The organism is Haemophilus haemolyticus (assembly GCF_003351405.1).
Classification (GTDB): Bacteria; Pseudomonadota; Gammaproteobacteria; order Enterobacterales; family Pasteurellaceae; genus Haemophilus; species Haemophilus haemolyticus_N.
Genome location: NZ_CP031240.1, coordinates 1,210,053 through 1,234,064, shown reverse-complemented (window position 1 = coordinate 1,234,064; position 24,012 = coordinate 1,210,053). Strand labels below are relative to the sequence as shown.

At 38.0% G+C, this 24,012-nt stretch carries 19 protein-coding genes and 1 tRNA gene; 10 read left to right on the top strand and 10 right to left on the bottom strand.

The window, feature by feature from the left end; genetic code table 11:
• Positions 1–14: 14 nt before the first annotated feature.
• Positions 15–677 (bottom strand): Bax inhibitor-1/YccA family membrane protein, encoded by a 663-nt coding sequence (locus DV427_RS06215; protein WP_005635459.1) that lies wholly within the window; start codon positions 675–677, stop codon positions 15–17.
• Between the two features lie 180 nt (positions 678–857).
• Between DV427_RS06215 and DV427_RS06210 the strand changes: the two genes are divergently transcribed.
• Positions 858–947: transfer RNA gene (locus tag DV427_RS06210), tRNA-Ser, on the top strand.
• Positions 948–1,004: 57 nt separating this feature from the next.
• On the opposite strand, the gene DV427_RS06205 is transcribed toward DV427_RS06210, so the two are convergent.
• Positions 1,005–1,559, bottom strand: a complete 555-nt coding sequence (locus tag DV427_RS06205; RefSeq protein WP_114891674.1) for a YtfJ family protein — start codon at positions 1,557–1,559, stop codon at positions 1,005–1,007.
• A gap of 103 nt (positions 1,560–1,662) precedes the next feature.
• Here DV427_RS06205 and DV427_RS06200 point away from each other — a divergent pair, with 103 nt between their 5' ends.
• The gene (locus DV427_RS06200; RefSeq protein ID WP_114891673.1) at positions 1,663–1,989 is read left to right on the top strand and encodes a zinc ribbon domain-containing protein YjdM; all 327 of its coding nucleotides are present in this window, start codon (positions 1,663–1,665) and stop codon (positions 1,987–1,989) included.
• A gap of 223 nt (positions 1,990–2,212) precedes the next feature.
• Here DV427_RS06200 and gshAB read toward each other — a convergent pair whose 3' ends face one another.
• The 8 genes from gshAB to DV427_RS06160 form a co-directional block, all read right to left on the bottom strand.
• Positions 2,213–4,501 carry a bifunctional glutamate--cysteine ligase GshA/glutathione synthetase GshB gene (gshAB, locus tag DV427_RS06195; RefSeq protein ID WP_114891672.1) on the bottom strand — a complete coding sequence of 763 codons (2,289 nt, stop codon included), beginning with the start codon at positions 4,499–4,501 and terminating at the stop codon, positions 2,213–2,215.
• Between the two features lie 174 nt (positions 4,502–4,675).
• Positions 4,676–5,389, bottom strand: a complete 714-nt coding sequence (locus DV427_RS06190) for a TerC family protein (protein ID WP_114891671.1) — start codon at positions 5,387–5,389, stop codon at positions 4,676–4,678.
• Between the two features lie 97 nt (positions 5,390–5,486).
• The gene (gene uvrC, locus DV427_RS06185) at positions 5,487–7,316 is read right to left on the bottom strand and encodes an excinuclease ABC subunit UvrC (RefSeq protein WP_114891670.1); all 1,830 of its coding nucleotides are present in this window, start codon (positions 7,314–7,316) and stop codon (positions 5,487–5,489) included.
• Position 7,317: 1 nt separating this feature from the next.
• The gene (gene kdsB / locus DV427_RS06180) at positions 7,318–8,082 is read right to left on the bottom strand and encodes a 3-deoxy-manno-octulosonate cytidylyltransferase (protein ID WP_114891669.1); all 765 of its coding nucleotides are present in this window, start codon (positions 8,080–8,082) and stop codon (positions 7,318–7,320) included.
• A gap of 3 nt (positions 8,083–8,085) precedes the next feature.
• Positions 8,086–8,271, bottom strand: a complete 186-nt coding sequence (locus DV427_RS06175; protein ID WP_114891668.1) for a Trm112 family protein — start codon at positions 8,269–8,271, stop codon at positions 8,086–8,088.
• Positions 8,264–9,262 (bottom strand): tetraacyldisaccharide 4'-kinase, encoded by a 999-nt coding sequence (gene lpxK, locus DV427_RS06170; RefSeq protein ID WP_114891667.1) that lies wholly within the window; start codon positions 9,260–9,262, stop codon positions 8,264–8,266. The genes DV427_RS06175 and lpxK overlap by 8 nt, the downstream gene beginning before the upstream one ends.
• Positions 9,263–9,334: 72 nt before the next feature.
• A complete protein-coding gene (gene msbA, locus DV427_RS06165) occupies positions 9,335–11,098 on the bottom strand; it encodes a lipid A ABC transporter ATP-binding protein/permease MsbA (protein ID WP_114891666.1) in 1,764 nt (587 codons plus the stop codon).
• 40 nt (positions 11,099–11,138) lie between these two features.
• Positions 11,139–13,505: a DNA internalization-related competence protein ComEC/Rec2 gene (locus DV427_RS06160; RefSeq protein WP_114891665.1), complete on the bottom strand. Its 2,367-nt coding sequence runs from the start codon at positions 13,503–13,505 to the stop codon at positions 11,139–11,141.
• 259 nt (positions 13,506–13,764) lie between these two features.
• Between DV427_RS06160 and dksA the strand changes: the two genes are divergently transcribed.
• From dksA to glnE, 8 genes are all read left to right on the top strand, one after another.
• Positions 13,765–14,202 carry an RNA polymerase-binding protein DksA gene (dksA, locus tag DV427_RS06155; RefSeq protein ID WP_005627987.1) on the top strand — a complete coding sequence of 146 codons (438 nt, stop codon included), beginning with the start codon at positions 13,765–13,767 and terminating at the stop codon, positions 14,200–14,202.
• Positions 14,203–14,366: 164 nt separating this feature from the next.
• Entirely contained in the window at positions 14,367–15,809 is a 1,443-nt protein-coding gene (gene pcnB, locus DV427_RS06150) for a polynucleotide adenylyltransferase PcnB (protein ID WP_420920537.1), read from the top strand.
• A gap of 8 nt (positions 15,810–15,817) precedes the next feature.
• The gene (folK, locus tag DV427_RS06145; RefSeq protein WP_114891664.1) at positions 15,818–16,300 is read left to right on the top strand and encodes a 2-amino-4-hydroxy-6-hydroxymethyldihydropteridine diphosphokinase; all 483 of its coding nucleotides are present in this window, start codon (positions 15,818–15,820) and stop codon (positions 16,298–16,300) included.
• A 75-nt stretch (positions 16,301–16,375) separates the two neighbouring features.
• A complete protein-coding gene (tsaE, locus tag DV427_RS06140) occupies positions 16,376–16,852 on the top strand; it encodes a tRNA (adenosine(37)-N6)-threonylcarbamoyltransferase complex ATPase subunit type 1 TsaE (protein WP_005635434.1) in 477 nt (158 codons plus the stop codon).
• 7 nt (positions 16,853–16,859) lie between these two features.
• The gene (locus DV427_RS06135; protein WP_114891663.1) at positions 16,860–18,230 is read left to right on the top strand and encodes an N-acetylmuramoyl-L-alanine amidase; all 1,371 of its coding nucleotides are present in this window, start codon (positions 16,860–16,862) and stop codon (positions 18,228–18,230) included.
• Complete coding sequence (gene mutL, locus DV427_RS06130) at positions 18,231–20,120, top strand: DNA mismatch repair endonuclease MutL (RefSeq protein ID WP_114891662.1); 1,890 nt, start codon at positions 18,231–18,233, stop codon at positions 20,118–20,120.
• 7 nt (positions 20,121–20,127) lie between these two features.
• Positions 20,128–21,063: a tRNA (adenosine(37)-N6)-dimethylallyltransferase MiaA gene (gene miaA, locus DV427_RS06125; RefSeq protein ID WP_114891661.1), complete on the top strand. Its 936-nt coding sequence runs from the start codon at positions 20,128–20,130 to the stop codon at positions 21,061–21,063.
• 5 nt (positions 21,064–21,068) lie between these two features.
• The gene (gene glnE / locus DV427_RS06120) at positions 21,069–24,011 is read left to right on the top strand and encodes a bifunctional [glutamate--ammonia ligase]-adenylyl-L-tyrosine phosphorylase/[glutamate--ammonia-ligase] adenylyltransferase (RefSeq protein ID WP_114891660.1); all 2,943 of its coding nucleotides are present in this window, start codon (positions 21,069–21,071) and stop codon (positions 24,009–24,011) included.
• Position 24,012 lies beyond the last annotated feature (1 nt).

Genomic DNA, 24,012 nt, shown 5'->3' with positions numbered 1-24,012 from the left:
TCAAAATTCAATCATTATTCATCGCTTGAGAAGATAGAAAGTAATCTTAATAAACTCAAGAATAAATTGTAGATTGAAACATAAATATTCACGGTTGCTCGAATGTAATTCGTTTCACCACCGTGAATGATATTACTCGTTTCATACAAAATAGTCATTGTAGAGAACACAACAAATAATGCACTAATTGCGACTGATAACGCAGGAATTTGGAAGAAGAAACTTGCCACCATACCAAGCAATAGCACAATAAATAATGCGAACATTGCGCTTGATAAAAATGACATATCTTTTTTCGTAGTCAATACATAAGCAGAACACGCAAAAAATACGATAGCAGTTCCTGCGAATGCAAGCATAATCAAATCTTCCATTCCACGTGCCACATACATATTTAAAATTGGCCCGATGGTGTATCCCATAAATCCTGTGAAAGCAAAGGCAGCCAAAATACCCGCAGGGCGATCAGCTAATTTATTTGTTAAGAAAAGTAAGCCATAAAACCCCACTAATAACACAATAATATTTGGATATGGCAAGTTTAGACTCATTGAAATAAATGCAACAACCGCTGAAAATGCCATTGTTAATCCCAATAAAAAATACGTGTTACGCAACACTTTATGTGTGCTGAGTAGCGATTCCTGCTGAGCATCCACAATAAGACGTGATTGCATAAAAGCTCCTTGTAAAATAAATAAAAAGTCTCTTGTAAAATAAGGGTTGGGGGTAAAAAAGTCAATGGAATTAATGGAATTAATTTCATCAAAATGAATAAATTATCATCACCTAAACTTAAATCATTAGATTTCTGTTTACATCAATAAAATATTCATTATACTACGCCTATCAATCACGGAGGAATGGTCGAGTGGTTGAAGGCACCGGTCTTGAAAACCGGCGAGGGTTTACGCCCTCCTAGGGTTCGAATCCCTATTCCTCCGCCATCAGGATTAAAAAAATCCCTAAGTCAAAAGGCTTAGGGATTTTTACTTTGTATTACGTTATTTGGTCAATACATTCACCAGTGAAATAACAGCCTGAATATCACTATCAGACAATTTTCCTTCTTTCACAAATTTTACTTTTCCCATTTTGTCTAACACGATAATTGCACTATCTTTAGGATTTAATCCCCAAGCATTTTTCACCGCACTTTTATCATCTAATACAACCTGGCTATGTGGATTTTGCTGTTTTCCTTTTTGTGCACCATTTTTTACAAACATACCTGTACCAACAATCGCATCATCTGCATTAATAATGGTCGTTGTTTGGTATTTTGCAGGATTAAAATGAGATGCTTTGATCGCATCAATCATTGGCTGATTTTTCTCTTTTGCAGCAGTTCTACCAGCCAAATGATGGACTACACGCACTTTACCCGCTAACCCTGCAGAGTCCCAAGGTTGAAACGAGGTATCTTTTTCTGAAAGTACAATTTCACCATACTCACTCACTTTGACCGATGGTAAAGATTGCTCTAATTGCAAACTATGTGCCCAAGTTGAACTACTAAACATTACGCCACAAACTAAGGCAAAAATTTGTTTTTTCATACATTTTCCTCAAAAATTGATCAAAAACTTTCACGCTTTGGCGAAAGACATCTTTTTTGCTATACTCGCGCGCCTATTATATGTAATCAAGAAGGAAAACCCAATGGATCAAATGCCTAATTGCCCAAAATGTCAAAGTGAATACGTTTACCACGATTCAATTAATTTTGTTTGCCCTGATTGCGGTAATGAATGGGACAATAATGAAATTCAAGAATCAGATGACGATCAACTCATTGTAAAAGACAGCAATGGGAATTTGCTTGTAGATGGTGATGATGTACTTTTGATTAAAGATTTAAAATTAAAAGGTTCATCAGAAGTATTGAAAAAAGGTACAAAATTCAAAAACATCCGCTTAGTAAATGGCGATCATAACGTTGATTGCGGCAAAATCATGTTGAAATCTGAGTTTTTGAAAAAAGCTTAATTAAACAAAATGCGGTCTAAATGAACCTGACCCCAAAAAGTTAGACTGTTATTTAAAGGATTGTTTTCGATATTGTATCGTATTCAGAATAAATTGGAGAACCTGTAATTTAAATTCGATTGTGTAGTGTTTACCCATAATAAAATCTGCACCTCAATTGTTGGTTTGTTTAATCCAACTCTTGGGGTGCAGATCATTTCTTATCTCTTAACTTAAGTTGATACTACATTTCTATATTTGGAAACAACATTTTAATGACGTTCTTAGTCAATCTTCTTGATTTACCTTGATAGGGGAAAATATGCATCATCATCATTGGATTAAAATTAGCTTCAATTACTCCCCAGGAGTTTAAGGATGGTTCAGCTTGTTTTGTTAAATCAGGAATAATTAAATCGACCCCGCAAACTTTAGCCCCCATTGCATGAGCAACTCCTACAGCAATCTGTTTATAACTCTCGTGCATTTTATCAGTCATATCAATAGAATCCCCTCCTGTACTGATATTAGAATTAGCACGTAACTGCACAATTTGACCAGCCTGAGGTACACTATCAGGTGTTAATCCTTGTTCTTTTAACTGTAATAATTCTATGTCACCTAAAGCGATCTTTTTGAGAGGTGAACGAGAACCATCTCCCCGTAAAGGATCTGAATTTTTTATCTCGACCAATTCACGCACCGTATTCTTCCCATCACCTATAACATTTGCAGGTACACGCAACAACACTGCAAGCGTTTCATCCCCCAAAATAAAGAAGCGATATTCTGTACCAACTAAATAATCTTCAACCATCACTTCTTTATCTTCGCGAAAAGCAATCTCAATCGCTTTGACAAAATCCTCTCTATGTGTCACACCCTGTTTGAAAATTGTGATACCTAAACCATAATTTGTGGATTTTGGTTTAATAACAACAGCGCGTCCTTCAAATAAAGTATAATGTGCAACGGCCTGTTCAATCGATGTAAATTCCAAGCTTTTTGGTACATTAAAACCAGCCTTTGATAATACTTTCTTTGTCACTACCTTATTTTCCATAATCAATGGAGAGATATATTGATCATGACTAGTCATATTACCATTTTTAACATATTCAAGGTGTTCACCAAATTTAAGTGCAAGAAATTGATCATTCTCATCTAAAATTTCTGTCGTAACACCTTTTTGAATTAAATCAAATAATAAAGCTTGAGTGGAAAGCTCCATATTATCAAATGCAGATAAAGCATAAAAACGTTTAAAAGCTTGAGCTTTATATTGCTTCGCAAGTTTTACCCCCAAGGCTTTATAACTTCCCTCCTGCTCAATCGCTTTGAGTAATTTTCCATTTACTGTTAGACTTGGTTCTGCCAATTGCGCCAATTTTTCTTCCGAAATTTTAACCGCTCTTTCATCTGCATTGATAATTTTCAACATATCAATAATTTGGCTTAATATTGCTTCACCTTCTTCTCTAAATGCTGTTTGCTCACGAGGATCTTCAAGAGATACTTGATATAATCTTTGTTTACCAAGCTCTACTTCTTTTTGACCACTTGTCTCATCAAGCCATAACATTCCTAATAAGAAAATATGAATAAATTTTGCATCATCTAGACTGATACCATATGGCTCAAGTGGATTCAAATCAAACAAACGAAATTCTGCATACTGAACGCCTTTTTCTAGCAATTCACGAGCTTTTTTCGAACCTCGTAAACGAACATTAGAATAAAATTCTTTTTCTGCAATCAAATGACCAGATTTAACTTGAAACTCTAATGTTTCTACATAATTTTCAAGGTTATCATGATTCACCACAACATTAGATAAATTGACGTAACCATAGGGACTAGAACGTAAACTACGTACTAACTGCCCCTCTTTCAAAGGAAAATTCAGTGCACCATTTAGAGAAAAATAATTTGCTTCTACTATCGGACTTGCTGCAAGTAAATAAACTAAAATCCACTGATAGCGTAGAAAATTATTAGCCAATTTCATATATAGGGCGTTTTGAAAATCTTTAAGATGAGTATATTCATCTTGCAACAAGAATATAGCTTTCACAAATTCAGATGACAGTTGGAAATTGTAGTGAATTCCACTTACCATTTGCTTATATTTACCATATTGTTTAGACAGATGCTCACGATATTTAACATCTTCTTGTTTATCAAGCTGCGCCTCTTGAATCTCATTTTCTGGTGGTAATCCCGCTGGCATACTAAATGGGAAAATGTATTCATTTTCAGGTAAAGAACGCAACACCACCTCATGAATTGCAGAAAGCCAACGAAGGCTATCTTCCAGTTTAGCATTTGGTGGCGTAATCAACTCAAGCTGGCTTTCGGCAAAATCTGTTTGAATATAGGGATGATAAGAACGATTACCAAATACACGTGGATGAGGCGTCGTTACAATATTTCCCTTATCGTCAATACGTTGACTTTCCTTTTCTAAACCAAATTGACCTTGCTGAAAAAGTAAACCTAGTTGATATTGTTTAACCCATTGTTGTAATTTCATTATGTACCCTTTCAAATAAAAACTTTTGTTGAAATAATACCACACTAAAAGAGTCTGCTTTATGTTTAAATGTAACTGAATAGATAATTTAGTTATATAAAGATTAACTAACTAAACTAAAAGGGCCAAATTCCTCAAATAACAGAACTCAGCCCTTAAATTATTTTTAATCTTCTATTTCATCCGTTTTCTCATTCTAATATTTATCATTTCGACCACAACAGAGAATCCCATTGCAAAATAGATGTAACCTTTCGGGATGTGAATATCCAAACTTTCTGCAATTAAACTAATTCCCACTAAAACCAAGAAAGCTAAAGCTAGAATTTTCAACGTTGGGTGTGTATCCACAAAATCGCCGATTGGTTTTGCCGCAAACATCATCACGCCAACGGCAATAATAATCGCCAAAATCATAACCGGAAGGTGGCTTGCCATACCTACTGCTGTAATCACGGAATCTAAAGAAAATACAATATCTAGCACTGCAATTTGAATTAATACGCCAAGATAACTCACTTTATTTTTTCTTTCCGATTCATGATGGTCTTGATGATTGATTGCTTCTTTAATTTCGCCTGAACTTTTTACAATCAGGAATAAACCACCGATTAATAAAATCAAATCACGCCCAGAAATTTCTTGATTAAACACAGTAAATAACGGTGCAGTAAGCTTCATCATCCACGCCAGTGACATTAAAAGTAAAATTCTTGTCAGCATTGCTAAACCAAGTCCAACAATACGACCAGACTGGCGTTGGCTTTCAGGTAAACGCCCAACTAGGATACTAATAAAAATAATATTATCGACCCCTAAAACAATCTCCAACGCAGCAAGTGTCGCAAGTGATATCCACGCTTCAGGATCAGTAATCCATTCAAACATAATTTTTCCTATAATAAAGTTAAATAAATCCGAAAGTGCGGATCATAATGGCTTTATGATGAAAAGCAATCGTTATTTACATTTAAGAGATACTTGATTAATCGTTTTTGAGCGTTTCAAAAATCGTTTCGGCAAGTTTAAGGGAAATTCCAGGTACAGAAGATATTTCATCTAAGGTCGCCTTTTTTACACCTTGCAAACCACCAAGATATTTCAGTAAAGCCTGACGACGTTTAGCGCCCACACCTTCAATGGTTTCTAAACCACTTTGTGTAAAGGCTTTTTGACGTTTTTTACGGTGTCCGCTTATTGCGTGATTATGGCTTTCATCACGGATGTGTTGAATCAAATGCAATGCCAAACTATCATCAGGCAAATGAATTTCGCGGTCTTGTTTGCTGATGATCAGTACTTCCTGCCCTGCTCGACGATCCACACCTTTTGCTACGCCAATTAAGTGCGGTCTATTTTTATCCCATTTTACTTGAAGATGTTGGAACACATTCAATGCACGATTTAATTGCCCTTTTCCACCATCAATAAAAATAATATCGGGAATTTTATCTTCTTCTAAATCTCGCTCATAACGTTTCTGCAACGCTTGTTCCATCGCAGCATAATCATCCCCGCCAGTAATGCCTTCAATATTAAAACGACGATAATCAGATTTTAGTGGACCTTCTTGATTAAAGACAACACAAGATGCTACCGTTTGATTTCCCATCGTGTGGCTTATATCGAAACATTCCATACGCTTAATTTCAGGAAGATTTAACAGTTCACACAACGCTTGGTAACGCTCTGACATTCGTGAAGATTGTTTAAGTTGTACATTTAAAGCCGCTTTAGCATTAACTTGTGCGAGCTGTAAGTATTTACTCTTATCGCCTTTTACGCTTTCTTGAATCGTCACTTTTCTGCCCGCTTGATCCGTAAGAAGTTGCTCAAGCTCTGATTTTTCAGCTAATTGACGATCGACAATAATGCTATTCGGGATACTTCGTCCTTGATGACCTTGTAAATAAAATTGCCCCACAAAAGTTTCGGTAAGCTCCGATAAATCCGTATTGGCCGGTACTTTTGGGAAGTAACTGCGATTGCCTAGCACTTTTCCTTGACGAATAAACATCACTTGTACACAAGCTAAACCATGTTGGTAAGCGATAGACATAATATCCATGTCATCTAAACGCTCATTGGATACAAATTGTTTTTCTATAACTGAACGTACCGCCTGAATTTGATCGCGATAACGAGCAGCCTGTTCAAAATCTAGATTTCTGCTTGCCTGCTCCATTTTTCCGATTAAATAATCTAACACCTGCTGATCTTTGCCTTGCAAAAATAAGCGAGCTAATTCAACTTGCTGATTATATTCTTCATCAGAAACATATCCCTGTACACAAGGTGCGGAACAACGCCCAATTTGATACTGCAAACAAGGACGAGAGCGGTTGGAATAAACGGAATTTTCACATTGGCGAACAGGAAAAAGTTTTTGCAAAAGCGACAAAGTTTCACGCACTGCCCCTGCATGAGGATAAGGTCCGAAATATTCACCCGCAAATTTTTTAGACCCACGATAGGAAGTGATTCTTGGATGACGTTCTTTGGTTAATAAAATAAATGGATAGGATTTATCATCACGCAATAATACGTTATAGCGAGGCTGATAAAGCTTGATGAAATTATGCTCTAGCAGTAAAGCTTCCGTTTCAGATGAAGTTAGCGTGGTGTCAATATGATGAATTGACGCCACCAACGCTTCTGTTTTTTTACTGCTCAGATTTTTACGAAAATAGCTTGAAAGACGTTTTTTTAGATCCTTTGCTTTCCCAACGTAAATAACCTGATCTTTATCGTCATACATACGATAAACACCAGGTTCGTGAGAGACATCCGCTAAGAACTTTTTAGCATCAAACATTTTAATTCGCCGCTAAAATTGCCCGCACTTTTTCCAAATCTTCAGCGGTATCCACTCCCACAGCAGGCACTTCTTTCGCAAGTTCAACATGAATGCGTTCGCCATTATATAACACGCGAAGCTGCTCAAGTTTTTCTAGATTTTCAAGTTGAGTCGGTTCCCATTGCACATATTGTTTTATGAACCCCGCACGATATGCGTAAATGCCAATATGACGTAAGTAAGCGTCCGCAAGCTGTACTTTCTGAACATCCTGTAAATTCATAAACTGATCACGATCGTAAGGAATAACCGAACGGGAAAAATACAGTACATATCCATATTTATCTGTTAACACTTTCACTGCATTTGGATTGAATAATTCCTCAGGATCATGAATTTTTACCGCAAGGCTTGCCATATTTACATCAAATTTTGCTAGATTATCTGCCACTTGTCGCACGATAACAGGTGGAATCAACGGCTCATCACCTTGAATATTGACAATGATTTCATTGTCAGGAATCGCTAATTTTTCAACAACTTCTGCTAAACGCTCTGTACCAGAATTATGATGAACCGAAGTCATGCACACTTCCGCGCCAAAACGTTTGGCAACATCAGCAACATTTTCATTATCGGTGGCAATAATCACTCGGCTTGCCCCGGACTTCAGTGCTTTCTCAAATACATATTGAATCATTGGCTTGCCTGCAATATCAGCAAGAGGTTTTCCAGGCAAACGACTTGATGCAAAACGAGCGGGGATAATCACGGTAAATGACATAATTTATTCCTTATTCTTTAATATTTCAGATTTATCGGCAGGCAACACTGGCATACCATTTTTAATAGGATAAGCAATCTGTTCATAACAACAAATTAATCGTTGATTTTCTTGCTCATATTGCAATCGTGCTAAACAACGAGGGCAAGCGATCACTTCAAGCAACTGATGATTAATCTTTTCAAACATTTCTGTATTGCTCAACAAGTTTGTCTATTTTTGCCCAAAAGAGCAGTAAATTTTCACTTTGTTTTTCAGCCTCAATAATCTCCGCATCGACAGGGACATACCACCAATTATCTTTAGCAAAAGATTGGCATTTTACGGCATCTTTTTCCGTCATAAAGAGCGGTTGATTTTCAGAAAGTTTTTCTAATTGAAATGCTTCAAAATGTTGATGATCTTGAAATCCCTGAGTTTGCTGTAATTGAATCCCTAACTTTTCTAACATAGTAAAAAAACGCTGTGGATTGCCAATCCCTGCAATGGCAACACCTGATTGAAATTCCTTTAATTGGCGTTTTTCATTGGTTTTTAAATTAATCGCAAAATGAGGCACGAGACGCATAACCGCATCTGAATACTGATTTTTTCCACCATTAGTGATCACAAAATCTACGGATTTTAATCGACTTGGTAATTCACGCAATGGGCCTGCTGGCAATACAAAACCATTTCCCAATGTGCGCTCAGCGTCCATTACAACAATTTCCAAATCACGCTTTAATTTATAATGCTGTAAACCATCGTCAGAAATAATAACATCGCACTCTGCTTGGCCTAAGAGTAATTCAATCGCTTGCAGGCGATTCGGGGAAATCACTACTGGCGCATTGGTACGTTTCGCGATCAATACTGGCTCATCGCCACCTTCAATTGGATTCGTATTTTCAGTGACAAATAATGGATACGTTTTAGATTTACTGCCGTAACCACGAGAAATAACACCTACGCTTAAACCTCGTTTTTTTAATTCTTCCACAAGCCAAACAACCACGGGCGTTTTGCCATTTCCACCAACAGACAAATTTCCCACAATTATCACTGGTTTCGGTGCGCGATAAGAAGGCTTGAGCCCCAAAGAGAATAAGGCGCGACGAATTTGGCTAATCAACCAAAACAATAAAGAAAAAGGCGATAAGAGCCAAATAAGTTTGGAGTTGGAATACCAGAAGGGCATAGAAAATCCTTTCTAATAAGTGCGGATAAAATAACGCGAGTTTTTCAACTCGCGTTTTCGATAATCAATAAATTAGCCACTAAACTGCATACTGTGTAATTGTTTATAGGCGCCATTTTGTTCAAGCAATGTTTTATGACTGCCACGCTCACGAATTTCACCATGATCAATCACAAGAATTTCATCCGCATTTTCAATGGTTGATAAACGATGAGCGATTACGATAACAGTTCGATCTTTCTTCAATTCATCTAATGCAGATTGAATTGCTCGTTCTGACTCTGTATCTAGTGCAGATGTGGCTTCATCTAAAATTAATACTGGAGAATTACGCAATAAAGCACGAGCAATCGCTAAACGTTGACGTTGGCCACCAGAGAGGCTAGCACCGTTTTCACCAATTACCGTATCAAAGCCTTGTGGTAATTTTTCGATAAACTCTAAAGCATAAGCCGCTTTTGCTGCCGTAATAATTTCTTCGCGAGAATACTTATCCTGCGCCGCATAAGCAATATTATTCGCAATGGTATCGTTAAATAAATGGACTTGTTGAGAAACCACAGCGCAGTTTTCGCGTAAATTAGATAAACGATAATCTTGGATATTTACGCCATCCAGTAAAATTTCACCTTGCTCAATATCATAAAAGCGCGTCACTAAATTAGCAATGGTTGATTTACCCGATCCAGAACGCCCCACTAGAGCTACGGTTTTTCCAGCTGGAACGCTAAAAGAAATATTATTTAATGCAAGTTCCTCTTTTCCCTGATATGCAAAACTCACATTTTTAAATTCTAACGCACCTTTCGCTGGTTCAGCTTGGTAAGTCCCATTATCTTTTTCTGGTTCTAAATCTAAAATGGCAAATAGCGTTTGACACGCTGCCATTCCTCGTTGGAATTGAGAGTTTACGTTGGTTAAAGATTTTAATGGGCGCATCATCGCCAACATAGATGAGAAAACCACCGTAAAAGAACCCGCACTTAGGTTATCTTCCGCAATCAACGGAGTCGTCGCTAAAAACAATACTGCCGCCAAAGCAAGAGAAGCAATAATCTGCACCACAGGATCGGAAATGGAGTCTGCGGTGACCATTTTCATACCTTTACGACGCATATTGTTACTAACTTTATTAAAACGCTCTTCCTCTACATACTGACCACCAAACGAAAGCACGACTTTATGTCCTTTCAACATTTGCTCGGTAGTCGCTGTCAATTCACCCATTGAATCTTGTAAATTCTTACTCAACTTACGGAAAATTTTTGAAACGATAGTGATCAGTACCGCAATAATTGGCCCGATAACAAATAAAACAAGGGTTAATTCCCAGCTTGTATAAAACATTACGGCCAATAGCGAAATAATATATGCCCCTTCTCGCACAATAGTAATCAAGGATCCTGAAGAAGAACTTGCAATCATCTCAGAATCATAAGTAATACGAGAAAGTAATTTACCTGTTGAATTTCTGTCAAAGAAACTCATTGGCATAAACATCAAATGTTTAAACAAGCGGCGACGCATTGTCATGACAACTTTGCCTGATACCCACGCCAAACAATAATTAGAAATAAAGTTGGTAATACCACGTAAAATAATCATCCCAACGACGACAAAAGCCATAATTTTCAAAAATGAATGGTTTGCCTTGCCAAAACCATCGTCCAACAACGGTTTTAACAAATAAATCAAACCTGAATCAGCCAACGCATTCAAAACTAATGCAATACCCGAAACAACAAGCCCCGCTTTAAAAGGTTTAATTGTTGGCCATAAACGCTTAAACGTTTGTAAGGTTGAAAAATCATTTTCTTGTAATTTTTGCTCTTGCATAATCGCTATCTAATGGTAAAAATTGCGCGCATTGTACCTTTTATTCGCTCGAGAATCCAATTACACGCGCATACCAAGGGGAAAATTCTGTGCGTGCTTGTTGGATTTCTAATCGTTCTTTAAAGAAATTTACCCTTACTTGCCCTGAAATTGCGGTATTCTCTACCGCACTTTTATAACGATGTAGCCTTTCCATAACCGAATAATGAGGGAATTTCCACGGGTTCCAACGCCCACTAGAAATAATCGCTACATCTGGTCGCACCTGAGAAAGTAAATATTCACTTGTCGATGTTTTACTCCCGTGATGCCCTACTTGTAACACATCAATTTTTCCTAAAGTGCGGGCAAAAATTTGCTCATTTTTTACTTCAGCATCGCCAGTTAGCAAAACGCTATGCTTTCCATCATCAACTAAAATCACACAAGAATGGGCATTATCTGCTCGCTCCACAATAGAATGTGGTGAAAGTATTTGAAAATGTAGCCCTTGCCAATCCCAATCACGTCCAGCAGTACAAAAAGTGCGGTAATTTTCCCCATAATTTTTTCGTGAAGGGGTAATAAATTCCACATTGGGATACGCCTTTAAAATTGTCGAAGCACCACCTGCATGATCGTTATCATCGTGGCTCAAAATCAACTTTTCCAAAGTAATCCCTTCTCTTTGCAAATAAGGCAAAATTTCTAATTCAGCCATATTTCCCCCTTGCCATGCAGGGCCTGTATCATAGAGAATCCCTTTACCATTTTTTACAATTAAAGTAGCTAAGCCCTGCCCCACATCTAAAGTATCTACCTGCCAAATTGGCTTGCTTAGTTGCTTGAACAACAAAATCATAAAACACAGCGACATAATGCCAAAAGAACATCGCAGAGCGTTGATTCGATCATTTTTTAGCAAAGGTTTACTGAGATTTAATGTAAAAAATCTTGCTCGTTTTATTTGTTTGGTTGATGATGAAATCTCGGGTTCTCGGTAAACACTCCAAATAATTAGCATAAAAATTCCTGCACAAAGTGCGGTTAAAACCAGCGCTAAATTAAATGAAACATTAAACCAATTTCCTTGAAAAACAGAAATTAACCAAGTGATTCCTTCCGCTAGTTTGTTTGCAAGTTGCCAAGAAAAACAAGCTCCATTAGTAAAAACAGCAAATAAAATCAAGGGTACGAGGAAAAAACTATAAAGTGGTACGGCAATAAGATTGGCTAAAAATCCACTCAACGATAAGCCATTAAATAAAAAAAGCTGCAAAGGCGTAAAAAAGAGCAATAACCCAAATTGCAAATGAAATAAACTTAAAATCCACCGCACTTTTTGGAAAAAGGATCGATTTTTCCATTGAAAAAGAGAAAAAGGCACATAACGATACCATAGGATCAAACAAGCAACGGCTCCACAAGAAAGCCAAAAACTGACCGAAAGCGGCATTAATGGATCGCATAAAAGCAAGAATCCGACAACCAGCGTAAAAAGCTGAAGAGGCGAATAATGTCGCCTCATTATTTGAACGAAGAAAACGAAAACAAGTGCTGAAATCGCACGGAAAGTTGGCACGCTAAAACCAGCCAAATACGCATAAATTAAAGCAAATAAAACACCAAAAACTAAAGGAAAATAAGGATGAATAAAACGGGTGGGGAAAAATACTTGCACAACACGCGCCAAGTAAAATCCAACTCCCATAGACAACCCAATATGTAAGCCAGAAATAGCAATAAGATGTGCGGTATTGGTTTGTTGGTAAATTGACCAAGTAGTTTTATCTAACCAAGCCCGCTCACCAAAAGCTAATGCAATTAATAAACCTTGCAGTGATAACCCTTCCGTTTGCTTCTTTACTTGTTGCAATTTTTCTGCTCGCAATGATGAAAAATCAGCAATTTTTACCGCACTTTTTACGGTTCCGACAGCCGTAATCCCCTTTGAAAAATACCATTGTTGCCGATCAAATCCACCAAAATTTAATCGCGCAGAAAGTGGCTGTAAGGAAATTTCCGCTTGCCAAATTTCCGATAATTGAGGCACTTCTTTTGCCTTCCAATTTAAAAAAATTCGTTGCTCTCGTAAGTTATCCGCCAATGTTGCTGTGGCGATAATAGTTTGATAATCCTGTTGGTGCAAAATTTCTTGAATCTCAAAAGTCACCACTTGTTTTTGAGCGGTAATACTTTGTGCTTGTTGTAACAAGCTGAGTGCTGAATGATGTGTACAACCGAGAGAAACAACAAAAAAAGCAAGAAAAACTAAGAAATTTCTACGCAAAAAAATAAAAAGAAAAATCAAAGTAAGCGCAATAACGAAAGCAACTTGCCAAGGCAATAGCAATGACTGCGGTAGAAATAACAACGTTAAATCCGCAACAATCAACAAGATAACCAAAGTTATTAAGTTTAATTTCATTTTTATCGCAATTTTAGGCTTATCGTTCTAAGCCTAAAATAGATTCATCTCAATGTGCAAAAGGTTGCTGACGTTTCCGCGATCTATATCGCAAAAATAAATGTTTCAGGAAAATTTACTTGCTAAAAAAAACAACTTCTGATATTTATAGCGCCCTCAAAAATTGGGTTCCTAAAAGTGCTATCAGGAACAAACTAAAATAACAAGACAGGAAGTCGTGAAGTTCACGCTTAAATTCTGTATGTATTAGGAGTGAGAGATGTCAAAAGCATCGTTGAGCTTGCTAGATTTAGCAGGCGTAAAGCCTTATCAAATGAAAAAAGATGAAGAATATATGAGTGAAGATCAAATTCTTCATTTCAGAAAAATTCTTAATGCTTGGCACGAGCAAATCGTGGAAGAAGCTTCTCGCACCGTTGCACATATGCAGGATGAAGTGACCAATTTCCCCGATCCCGCAGACCGAGCAACTCAGGAAGAGGAATTCAGTCTAGAATTACGTAATCGCGATCGCGAACGTAAACTAATGAAAAAAATTGAAGCAACCTTGAAAAAACTTGATACCGATGATTTCGGTTACTGCGATTGTTGTGGTGAAGAAATTGGCATTCGCCGTTTAGAAGCACGCCCAACAGCAGATCTTTGCATTGACTGCAAAACTTTAGCTGAAATCCGCGAAAAACAAGTCGCTGGTTAATTCATTCTATTGAAAAATACAAAAGTGCGGTTAAAATTAGCCGCACTTTTTTGCATTTAAAAATGCGGAAAAATCCCCTTGCCTTTTTCTTTACAGAAAAAGAGCTAAGTCATTTATTTCCAACTAAAAAAACGGAGTAAATTATTCTTACTTATATCAAAAATTTGTTTGGCAAGAAGACAAAAAAATCAAAAGAGGTTGCCAAAACAAGTGCTCATTCTAAACGAGTTGAGCGTTCTAATAGTCAAATGCCAAAAGCGCGGGCAAAAAAATCAGAACAAACACACCGCTACGATAAAAATGTGATTAAAGCGGCTCAATTTGATATTTCACCGCGTGATTTTAGCCGTAATGCACTCACCGTAGTGGAAAAACTACAACGTCAAGGTTTCGAGGCTTATATCGTCGGTGGATGTATCCGCGATTTATTGCTCGGTAAAAAAGCAAAAGATTTTGATGTTGCAACAAACGCCCGTCCTGAGCAAATCCAACACATTTTTCAACGCCAATGTCGTTTAGTAGGTCGCCGTTTCCGATTAGCACATATTATGTTTGGTCGAGATATTATTGAAGTTGCCACTTTCCGAGCCAATCACAGTGATGCTCGCAATGAAAATCAAGCGAAACAGAGCAATGAAGGCATGTTGTTGCGCGATAATGTTTACGGTACAATCGAACAAGATGCAGAACGCCGAGACTTTACGGTCAATGCGCTGTATTACAATCCTCAAGACAATACCTTACGTGATTATTTTGATGGTATTCATGATCTCAAAGCAGGAAAGCTACGCTTAATTGGTGATCCAGTTACGCGTTATCAAGAAGATCCTGTGCGCATGCTACGCTCAATTCGTTTCATGGCAAAACTTGATATGTTCCTTGAAAAACCGAGCGAACAGCCAATTCGTGAACTTGCGCCTTTACTAAAAAATATTCCGCCAGCTCGCTTATTTGATGAAAGTTTAAAATTATTACAAGCAGGACAAGGGGTAAAAACCTATCGTTTATTACGCCAATATGGTTTATTTGAACAACTTTTCCCTGCATTCAGCTCATATTTTACAGAGAAAGAAGATAGCTTTGCAGAACGCATGATCGTCACCGCTCTTAATTCTACGGATGAACGTGTTGCGGATAAACTTCGTATTAATCCTGCATTCTTATTTGCGGCATTTTTCTGGTATCCATTACGCGAAAAAGTGGAAATCTTGAAAAATGAAGGCGGTCTAAATAATCATGATGCTTATGCTTTGGCGGGCAATGAAGTTTTAGACTTATTCTGCCGTGCTTTGGCTGCACCACGTCGTCATACTGCGGTCATTCGTGATATTTGGTTCTTACAGCTGCAATTATTAAAACGTACTGGAGCAGCACCAATGCGCACCATGGAACATCCAAAATTCCGTGCTGGCTTTGATTTACTGGCGATGCGTGCGGAAATTGAAGGTGGTGAAACGATTGAATTGGCCAAATGGTGGCACGAATATCAATTCAGCAATGGTGAACAGCGTGAACAGTTAGTACACGAGCAACAACGCTTGCATCCTAAACCAAAGAAAAAATACTACCGCCCACGCCGTCGTAAAATTGCGCGCTCAGCAGAATAAGAGAAGATATGATTACTGCATATATTGCCCTTGGTAGCAATTTAAACACACCAGTAGAACAATTACATGCTGCGCTTAACGCGATAAGTCAGTTACTAAACACGCATTTGGTAACGACGAGCTCTTTTTATAAAAGCAAACCCCTCGGCCCACAAGATCAACCTGATTATGTGAATGCCGTTGCAAAAATTGAAACAGAGCTTAGCCCGCTTGCACTATTAGATGAATTGCAACGCATTGAAAATGAGCAAGGTCGAGTACGTTTACGTCGCTGGGGTGAGCGTACGTTAGATTTGGATATTTTGCTTTACGGCAACGAAATCATTCAAAACGAACGCCTAACAATTCCTCATTATGATATGCATAATCGTGAGTTTGTCATTGTGCCGTTGTTTGAAATCGCATCGGATTTGGTCTTACCTAACACTCAACCACTAGCAGATTTGGTCAAGCAATTTGATGACCATGAAATGATAAAATTAAATCCCTAGAAATTTCACCGCACTTTTATGAACCTCAAAAGTGCGGTAGAATCTGCCCACATTTTTCTTCATTCATGACCCGTTATGGAAAGCTTAACTCAATATATCCCTGATGAATTTTCTATGCTCCGCTTCGGCAAAAAATTTGCGGAAATTCTTCTAAAATTGCATACCGAAAAAGCAATTATGGTTTATCTTAACGGTGATCTTGGGGCAGGAAAAACAACGCTGACACGCGGAATGCTGCAAGGTATCGGCCATCAGGGTAATGTAAAAAGCCCAACTTATACGCTGGTTGAAGAATACAATATTGCAGGCAAAATGATTTATCATTTTGATTTATATCGTTTAGCAGATCCTGAAGAGCTCGAATTTATGGGCATTAGAGATTATTTTAATACGGATAGCATCTGCTTAATTGAATGGTCTGAAAAAGGCCAAGGCATATTGCCGGAAGCGGATATTTTAGTAAATATTGATTATTACGATGATGCACGGAATATTGAATTAATCGCACAAACAAACTTAGGTAAAAATATTATAAAAGCATTCTCTAATTAATTTATTTATGAAAACTAAAATTTTATTTTTTCTTTTTTTCTCAACGTTTAGCTTCTCTCTTTTTGCAGCCCCAATTACGATTGCGATTGACCCAGGTCATGGAGGAAAAGATCCAGGTGCAATCAGCCGAAACTTGGGCATTTATGAAAAAAACGTCACCCTTTCGATTGCAAAAGAGTTAAAAGCCTTACTCGATAAAGATCCAAATTTTCGTGGCGTATTAACACGAAGTGGTGATTACTATATTTCCGTGCCTGAGCGTTCAGAAATTGCACGTAAATTTAAAGCGAATTATCTCATTTCCATTCATGCGGATTCATCTGAATCACCTGAACGTCGCGGTGCATCAGTCTGGGTGTTGTCAAACCGTCGAGCCAATGATGAAATGGGTCAATGGTTAGAAGACGATGAAAAACGCTCCGAATTACTCGGTGGCGCAGGAAAAGTGCTTTCACACAATAACGATAAATACCTAGATCAAACTGTGCTTGATTTACAATTTGGTCATAGCCAACGTACAGGTTATGAACTTGGCAAGCATATTTTAAGCCATTTTTCAAAAGTGACGACCTTAAGCCGCAGTGTTCCTCAACACGCAAGCCTTGGCGTTTTACGTTCACCCGATATTCCTTCCGTTTTAGTAGAGACAGGTTTTCTATCAAATTCTGATGAAGAACAAAAACTTAACTCACCTGCTTATCGCCGTCGTATCGCCTATATGATTTATGAAGGATTAGTGGCTTTCCGTGGCGGAAAAGCTAAATCTTTCATAAGCGATGATATTGTTCAGAATAGCAAACAAAGTGATACAAAAAATACTGAAAAAAATGACCGCACTTCCGATAAAAATACCAATGAGAACAGCGTAAAAGATAGCGGCCTTCGCCATACAGTCAAAAATGGGGAAAGTTTAGGGAGCCTTGCGAATAAATACGATGTCAAAGTAGCGGATATTGTGGCGTTAAATAAATTAAAACGCGAAGCGCTTTGGATTGGTGAAACCATCAAAATTCCAGATAATGGCAAAACTCAAAAAGCACAAGATGACAAAGTAAATTCATCAAAAAATAAAGAAAGTGCGGTGAAAAAGGCGGAGAAAACGACTGAGAAAACCAATATTGCAAAAGTAGAAAAATCAGAAAATAAAACGGATAAAAATACATCCTCAAATAAAACGAAAAAAGAGGAAACCTCATCCACTAAAAAATCTGATGAGAAAAAAGAAATTCCGCTTTACCATGTCATTCAAAAAGATCAGACAATCTATGCTGTATCGCGAGAATACAATATTTCAGTCAACCAAATTTTAAAGCTGAATCCAAAATTAAAAGATGGTAAAGCCCTGAGCGGACAAAAAATTAAATTAAGAGAAAAATAAATGCCAATTAAAATTCTTTCCCCACAACTTGCTAACCAAATTGCTGCCGGTGAAGTGGTAGAACGCCCTGCGTCTGTGGTGAAAGAATTAGTGGAAAATAGCCTTGATGCAGGTGCAAATAAAATCCAAATCGATATCGAAAATGGTGGAGCAAATTTAATCCGAATTCGTGACAATGGATGTGGTATTCCAAAAGAAGAATTAAGCCTGGCGTTAGCCCGACATGCTACGAGTAAAATAGCCGATCTTGACGATCTAGAAGCCATTTTAAGTTTGGGTTTTAGAGGCGAAGCATTGGCAAGTATCAGCTCGGTATCACGCTTAACGCTCACCTCTCGCACAGCAGAGCAAACTGAAGCTTGGCAAGTTTATGCACAAGGCCGTGATATGGAAACTACAATCAAACCCGCATCACATCCTATCGGCACAACAGTTGAAGTTGCCAATCTTTTTTTCAACACACCAGCCCGCCGAAAATTTTTGCGCACAGATAAAACAGAATTTGCGCATATTGATGAAGTCATTCGCCGCATTGCTTTAACAAAATTCAATACGGCATTTACGCTAACGAATAATGGGAAAATTATCCGTCAATATCGTCCTGCTGAAGAGCTCAATCAGCAACTAAAACGTATCGCCGCTATTTGCGGGGATGATTTTGTCAAAAATGCCTTACGAATTGATTGGAAACACGATGATTTACACTTATCGGGCTGGGTAGCCACACCAAATTTTAGCCGAACTCAAAATGATTTAAGTTATTGCTATATTAATGGTCGAATGGTGAGAGATAAAGTGATCAGCCATGCTATTCGACAAGCCTATGCACAATATTTACCAACCGATGCTTATCCTGCATTTGTGTTGTTTATTGACTTAAACCCGCATGATGTGGATGTCAATGTTCATCCAACCAAACATGAAGTGCGCTTTCACCAACAACGCCTCATTCATGATTTTATTTACGAAGGCATCAGTCATGCGCTAAACAATCAAGAACAACTTAATTGGCACACAGAGCCAAGTGCGGTAGAAAATCCCGAAGAAAATACGGTGCGTGAACCCCAACCGAATTATAGCATTCGTCCTAATCGTGCAGCTGCGGGGCAAAATATCTTTGCGCCACAATATCATGAGAAATCACAGCAAAATCTACCGCACTTTTCTAATACACCAGTGTTGCCAAATCATGTAAGCACTGGTTATCGAGATTACCGTTCTGATGTACCGAGTAAAACTGAGCAACGTTTATATGGTGAATTGTTACGTACATTACCGCCTACAGAGCAAAAGGATATATCGAATACAGCACAACAAAATATTTCAGATACAGTTAAAATCATCTCAACTGAAATAATTGAGTGCTCATCACATCTACGCGCCCTTTCACTTATTGAAAATCGCGCGTTGTTATTACAACAAAACCAAGATTTCTTTTTGCTTTCATTGGAAAAATTACAACGCTTGCAATGGCAACTAGCGTTAAAACAAATATACATTGAACAACAGCCATTGTTGATTCCCATCGTGTTCCGCTTAACTGAATCACAATTTCAAGCATGGCAACACCATTCGGCTGATTTCAAAAAAATCGGCTTTGAATTTATCGAAAATCAAGCACAATTACGCTTAACCTTAAATAAAGTGCCAAGTGTATTACGCACACAAAATCTACAAAAATGCGTGATAGCAATGCTGACTAGAGATGAACATTCATCACCATTTTTAACCGCACTTTGCGCACAATTAGAATGTAAAACCTTTAATGCTTTAGCAGATGCACTCAATTTATTAAGCGAGACGGAACGTTTACTCACGCAAACGAATCGCACGGCATTCACTCAATTACTCAAACCCGTTAATTGGCAGCCTTTATTAGACGAAATTTAGATTCTTCATGAAACCAACCGCAATTTTTTTAATGGGCCCAACAGCCTCAGGTAAAACAGATTTAGCCATTCAACTACGAAGCTCACTTCCAGTCGAAGTGATTAGTGTGGATTCAGCGCTCATTTATAAAGGAATGGATATTGGCACAGCGAAACCATCAAAAGAAGAACTTGCCCTTGCGCCTCACCGTTTGATTGATATTTTAGATCCATCAGAAAGCTATTCCGCAATGAATTTCCGCGATGATGCACTACGCGAAATGGCGGATATTACTGCACAAGGCAAAATTCCATTATTAGTGGGCGGCACGATGTTGTATTATAAAGCCTTAATCGAAGGGCTTTCTCCCTTGCCTTCTGCTGATGAAAATATTCGTGCAGAGATCGAACAAAAAGCAGCTCAACAAGGTTGGGCAGCATTGCATACAGAACTCACCAAAATCGATCCCATTTCTGCCGCCCGAATAAATCCAAGTGATTCTCAACGAATCAATCGTGCTTTAGAAGTTTTTTACATCACAGGAAAATCACTCACAGAACTGACGGAAGAAAAAGGCGAAGCCTTGCCTTATGATTTTGTGCAATTTTCAATTGCGCCGCAAGATCGTCATATTTTGCATGAGCGCATTGAACAACGCTTTCATAAAATGATTGAATTAGGCTTTCAAGCAGAAGTGGAAAAACTTTATGCGCGTGGTGATTTAAATATTAATCTACCGTCAATTCGCTGCGTGGGCTACCGTCAAATGTGGGAATATTTACAAGGCGATTACGATCACGAGGAAATGATTTTCCGTGGTATTTGCGCAACTCGCCAACTTGCAAAACGCCAGCTCACTTGGCTACGCGGTTGGAAAACGCCAATACAATGGCTAGATAGTTTACAACCTCAACAAGCGAAAGAAACCATATTACATCACTTAGATTCCTATCAAAAAGGTTAGAAAAAATGACCGCACTTTCTGCCCTCATTGAACAAAAATTACAATCTCTTGGCACAATCCTGTGCCAATCTTTTCCAGAACTTTCCCCAGAAGAAATTCACGAAGCTATTCAACAAAATTCAAATCATCCTGAACTGCCTGTGTATCAATTAGGCTATGCTATGGCAATGTCTGACTTTGTGGAAAAAGTCTTGCAAAAATACCCGCACTTAGTGAAACCATGGTGGGAAAAATCGCCCTGTTTTGCAGATTGCTCTGCCTATACTGAACGTTTGAATAAAGAGTTAGCCAATGTTCATGACGAAACGGCACTCTATCAAATATTACGCCAATTCCGTAACACCGAAATGGCAAAATTAAGTTTTTGTCAAAGTTTGAATCTTGCCACTGTAGAAGAAATTTTTGTTCAGCTTTCACAACTTGCAGAAAGTTTAATTATCGCTGCCCGAGATTGGCTTTATCATCAAGCCTGTGCGGAAATGGGTACGCCAATCGATGAACAAGGTAATCCGCAACAACTTTATATCCTAGGAATGGGGAAACTAGGTGGCTTTGAACTCAATTTTTCCTCGGATATTGATTTAATTTTCACTTATCCATCACAAGGGGAAACGTCCATTGAGAATACGAATGCTCGACGTTCTGTGGATAATGGAAAATTTTTTACGCGTTTAGGACAACGCCTTATTTCTGCCTTAGATGAATTTACCTCTGATGGTTTTGTGTATCGAACCGATATGCGCTTGCGCCCATTTGGTGACAGCGGTGCGCTTGTTCTCAGCTTTGCGGCAATGGAACAATATTATCAAGATCAAGGTCGAGATTGGGAACGCTATGCAATGATTAAAGGGCGAGTATTGGGCGCACAAACAAAGGATCCCAACGTATCTAAATTGCAAAAAATGTTACGCCCCTTTGTGTATCGTCGCTATATTGACTTTAGTGTGATTCAATCTTTACGCGAAATGAAAGGCAAAATTGAGCGAGAAATACGCCGTCGTGGTTTAAAAGATAATATTAAATTGGGTGCAGGGGGGATTCGTGAAGTCGAATTTATCGTGCAAGTTTTTCAACTCATTCGAGGCGGGCGAGAAATCAATCTGCAACAACATTCACTATTAAAGATCTTGCCTGAAATTACCAAACTAGGATTAATTACCGAGCAACAATTCCACGATTTACGTGAAAGTTATATTTTTTTACGCCGCGTAGAAAACATTCTACAAGCAATTAACGATCAACAAACTCAAACACTACCAACCGATGAAATAGATCAAATTCGTTTAGTCGAGACATGTAAAACATTCACCTGTTTAAATGAAAATAATCAAACCATTGAAAAACATTATCCAATAGAAAATTGGGACGATTTTTACCGCACTTTGCAACTAAAACAAGAAAAAGTACGGGCAGTATTTACTCAATTAATCGGTGATGAGCAAGATGAGCCTTCACAAACTGATAGCCAATGGCAAGATTTTTTAGAAACAGATTTTGAGGATATTGAACAGACATTATTAGAGAGTGGTGTATCAGAAAATAATATTGATGACGTTTTAGAAAAGCTTGCTCAATTCAAAGACAGCCTAAATCACAGAGTGATTGGTTCCCGTGGGCGTGATGTTTTGAGCCATTTAATGCCAATAGTACTTGCACTCATTTTTGAACAAGAAAATTACCGCACTTTGCTCCCCCGAATTCTGAACATTATTGAAAAAATTTCGAGTCGCACGACTTATTTAGAATTATTATTGGAAAATCCTCGTGCACTTCAGCAAGTTATTGAGCTTTGTGCACAGTCTCAACTTATTTCAGAACAACTGGCTCGCCACCCTATCTTACTAGATGAATTGCTTAATACAGAAGCGCTACGCCATCCGTTGCCATTTACCCAATATCCTGCGGAGTTACACCAATATTTGCTTCGTTTACCACCAGATGATGAAGAGCAGCTTATTGATGCTTTACGTCAATTTAAACAAGCAACCCTATTAAAAGTGGCCGCAGCAGATATTTTGGGGGCATTACCGGTGATGAAGGTAAGCGATCATTTAACCTATCTTGCCGAAGCGATTATTGAAGTCGTTGTGAATCTAGCTTGGAAACAAGTTTCATCTAGATTTGGCGTACCTGAACATTTACAAAATGATGAAAAAGGATTTTTAGTGATTGGTTATGGAAAACTGGGTGGTATTGAACTCGGTTATAAATCCGATTTAGACCTCGTATTTTTGTACGATGCCGTAGAAAGTCAAACAATAGGTGGCAAAAAAGTGATTGATAGCAATCAATTTTACCTACGCTTGGCACAAAAGATTGTAAGTATTTTTAGCATAAATACTTCCGCTGGCGTACTTTATGAGGCAGATATGCGCCTTCGCCCTTCTGGCGATGCTGGCTTAATTGGCTGCTCTCTTTCTGCATTTTCCCATTATCAATTAAATGAAGCTTGGACATGGGAAAAACAAGCGCTTGTGCGTGCTCGCCCTGTATTTGGTGAATCATCTCTTAAAGCTAAATTTGAGCATATCCGCCAACAAGTACTTTCTGCATCACGAGATATTGAGCAATTAAAGCGAGATGTTGTGGAGATGCGAGAAAAAATGTTCACACATTTATCCCATTCAAAAGATGGTGAATTTAATCTTAAAACAGATCGCGGAGGTATCACTGACATTGAATTTATCGCTCAATATTTAATGCTTGCCAATGCTCCGCAAAACCCACAACTAACAAAATGGTCAGACAACGTACGTATTTTCGATGATATGGCAGAGGCTCAAATTCTTAGCCAAACAGACTGCGATACCTTAAAACAATGTTATGTCGATTTACGCAATGCTATTCACCATTTGAATTTGATAGGAAAATCCTCCGTTGTGGATGAAACTGAATTTGTCAAAGAGCGGTCATTTATTCAAACATTTTGGGATAAGCTATTTAGTTGAT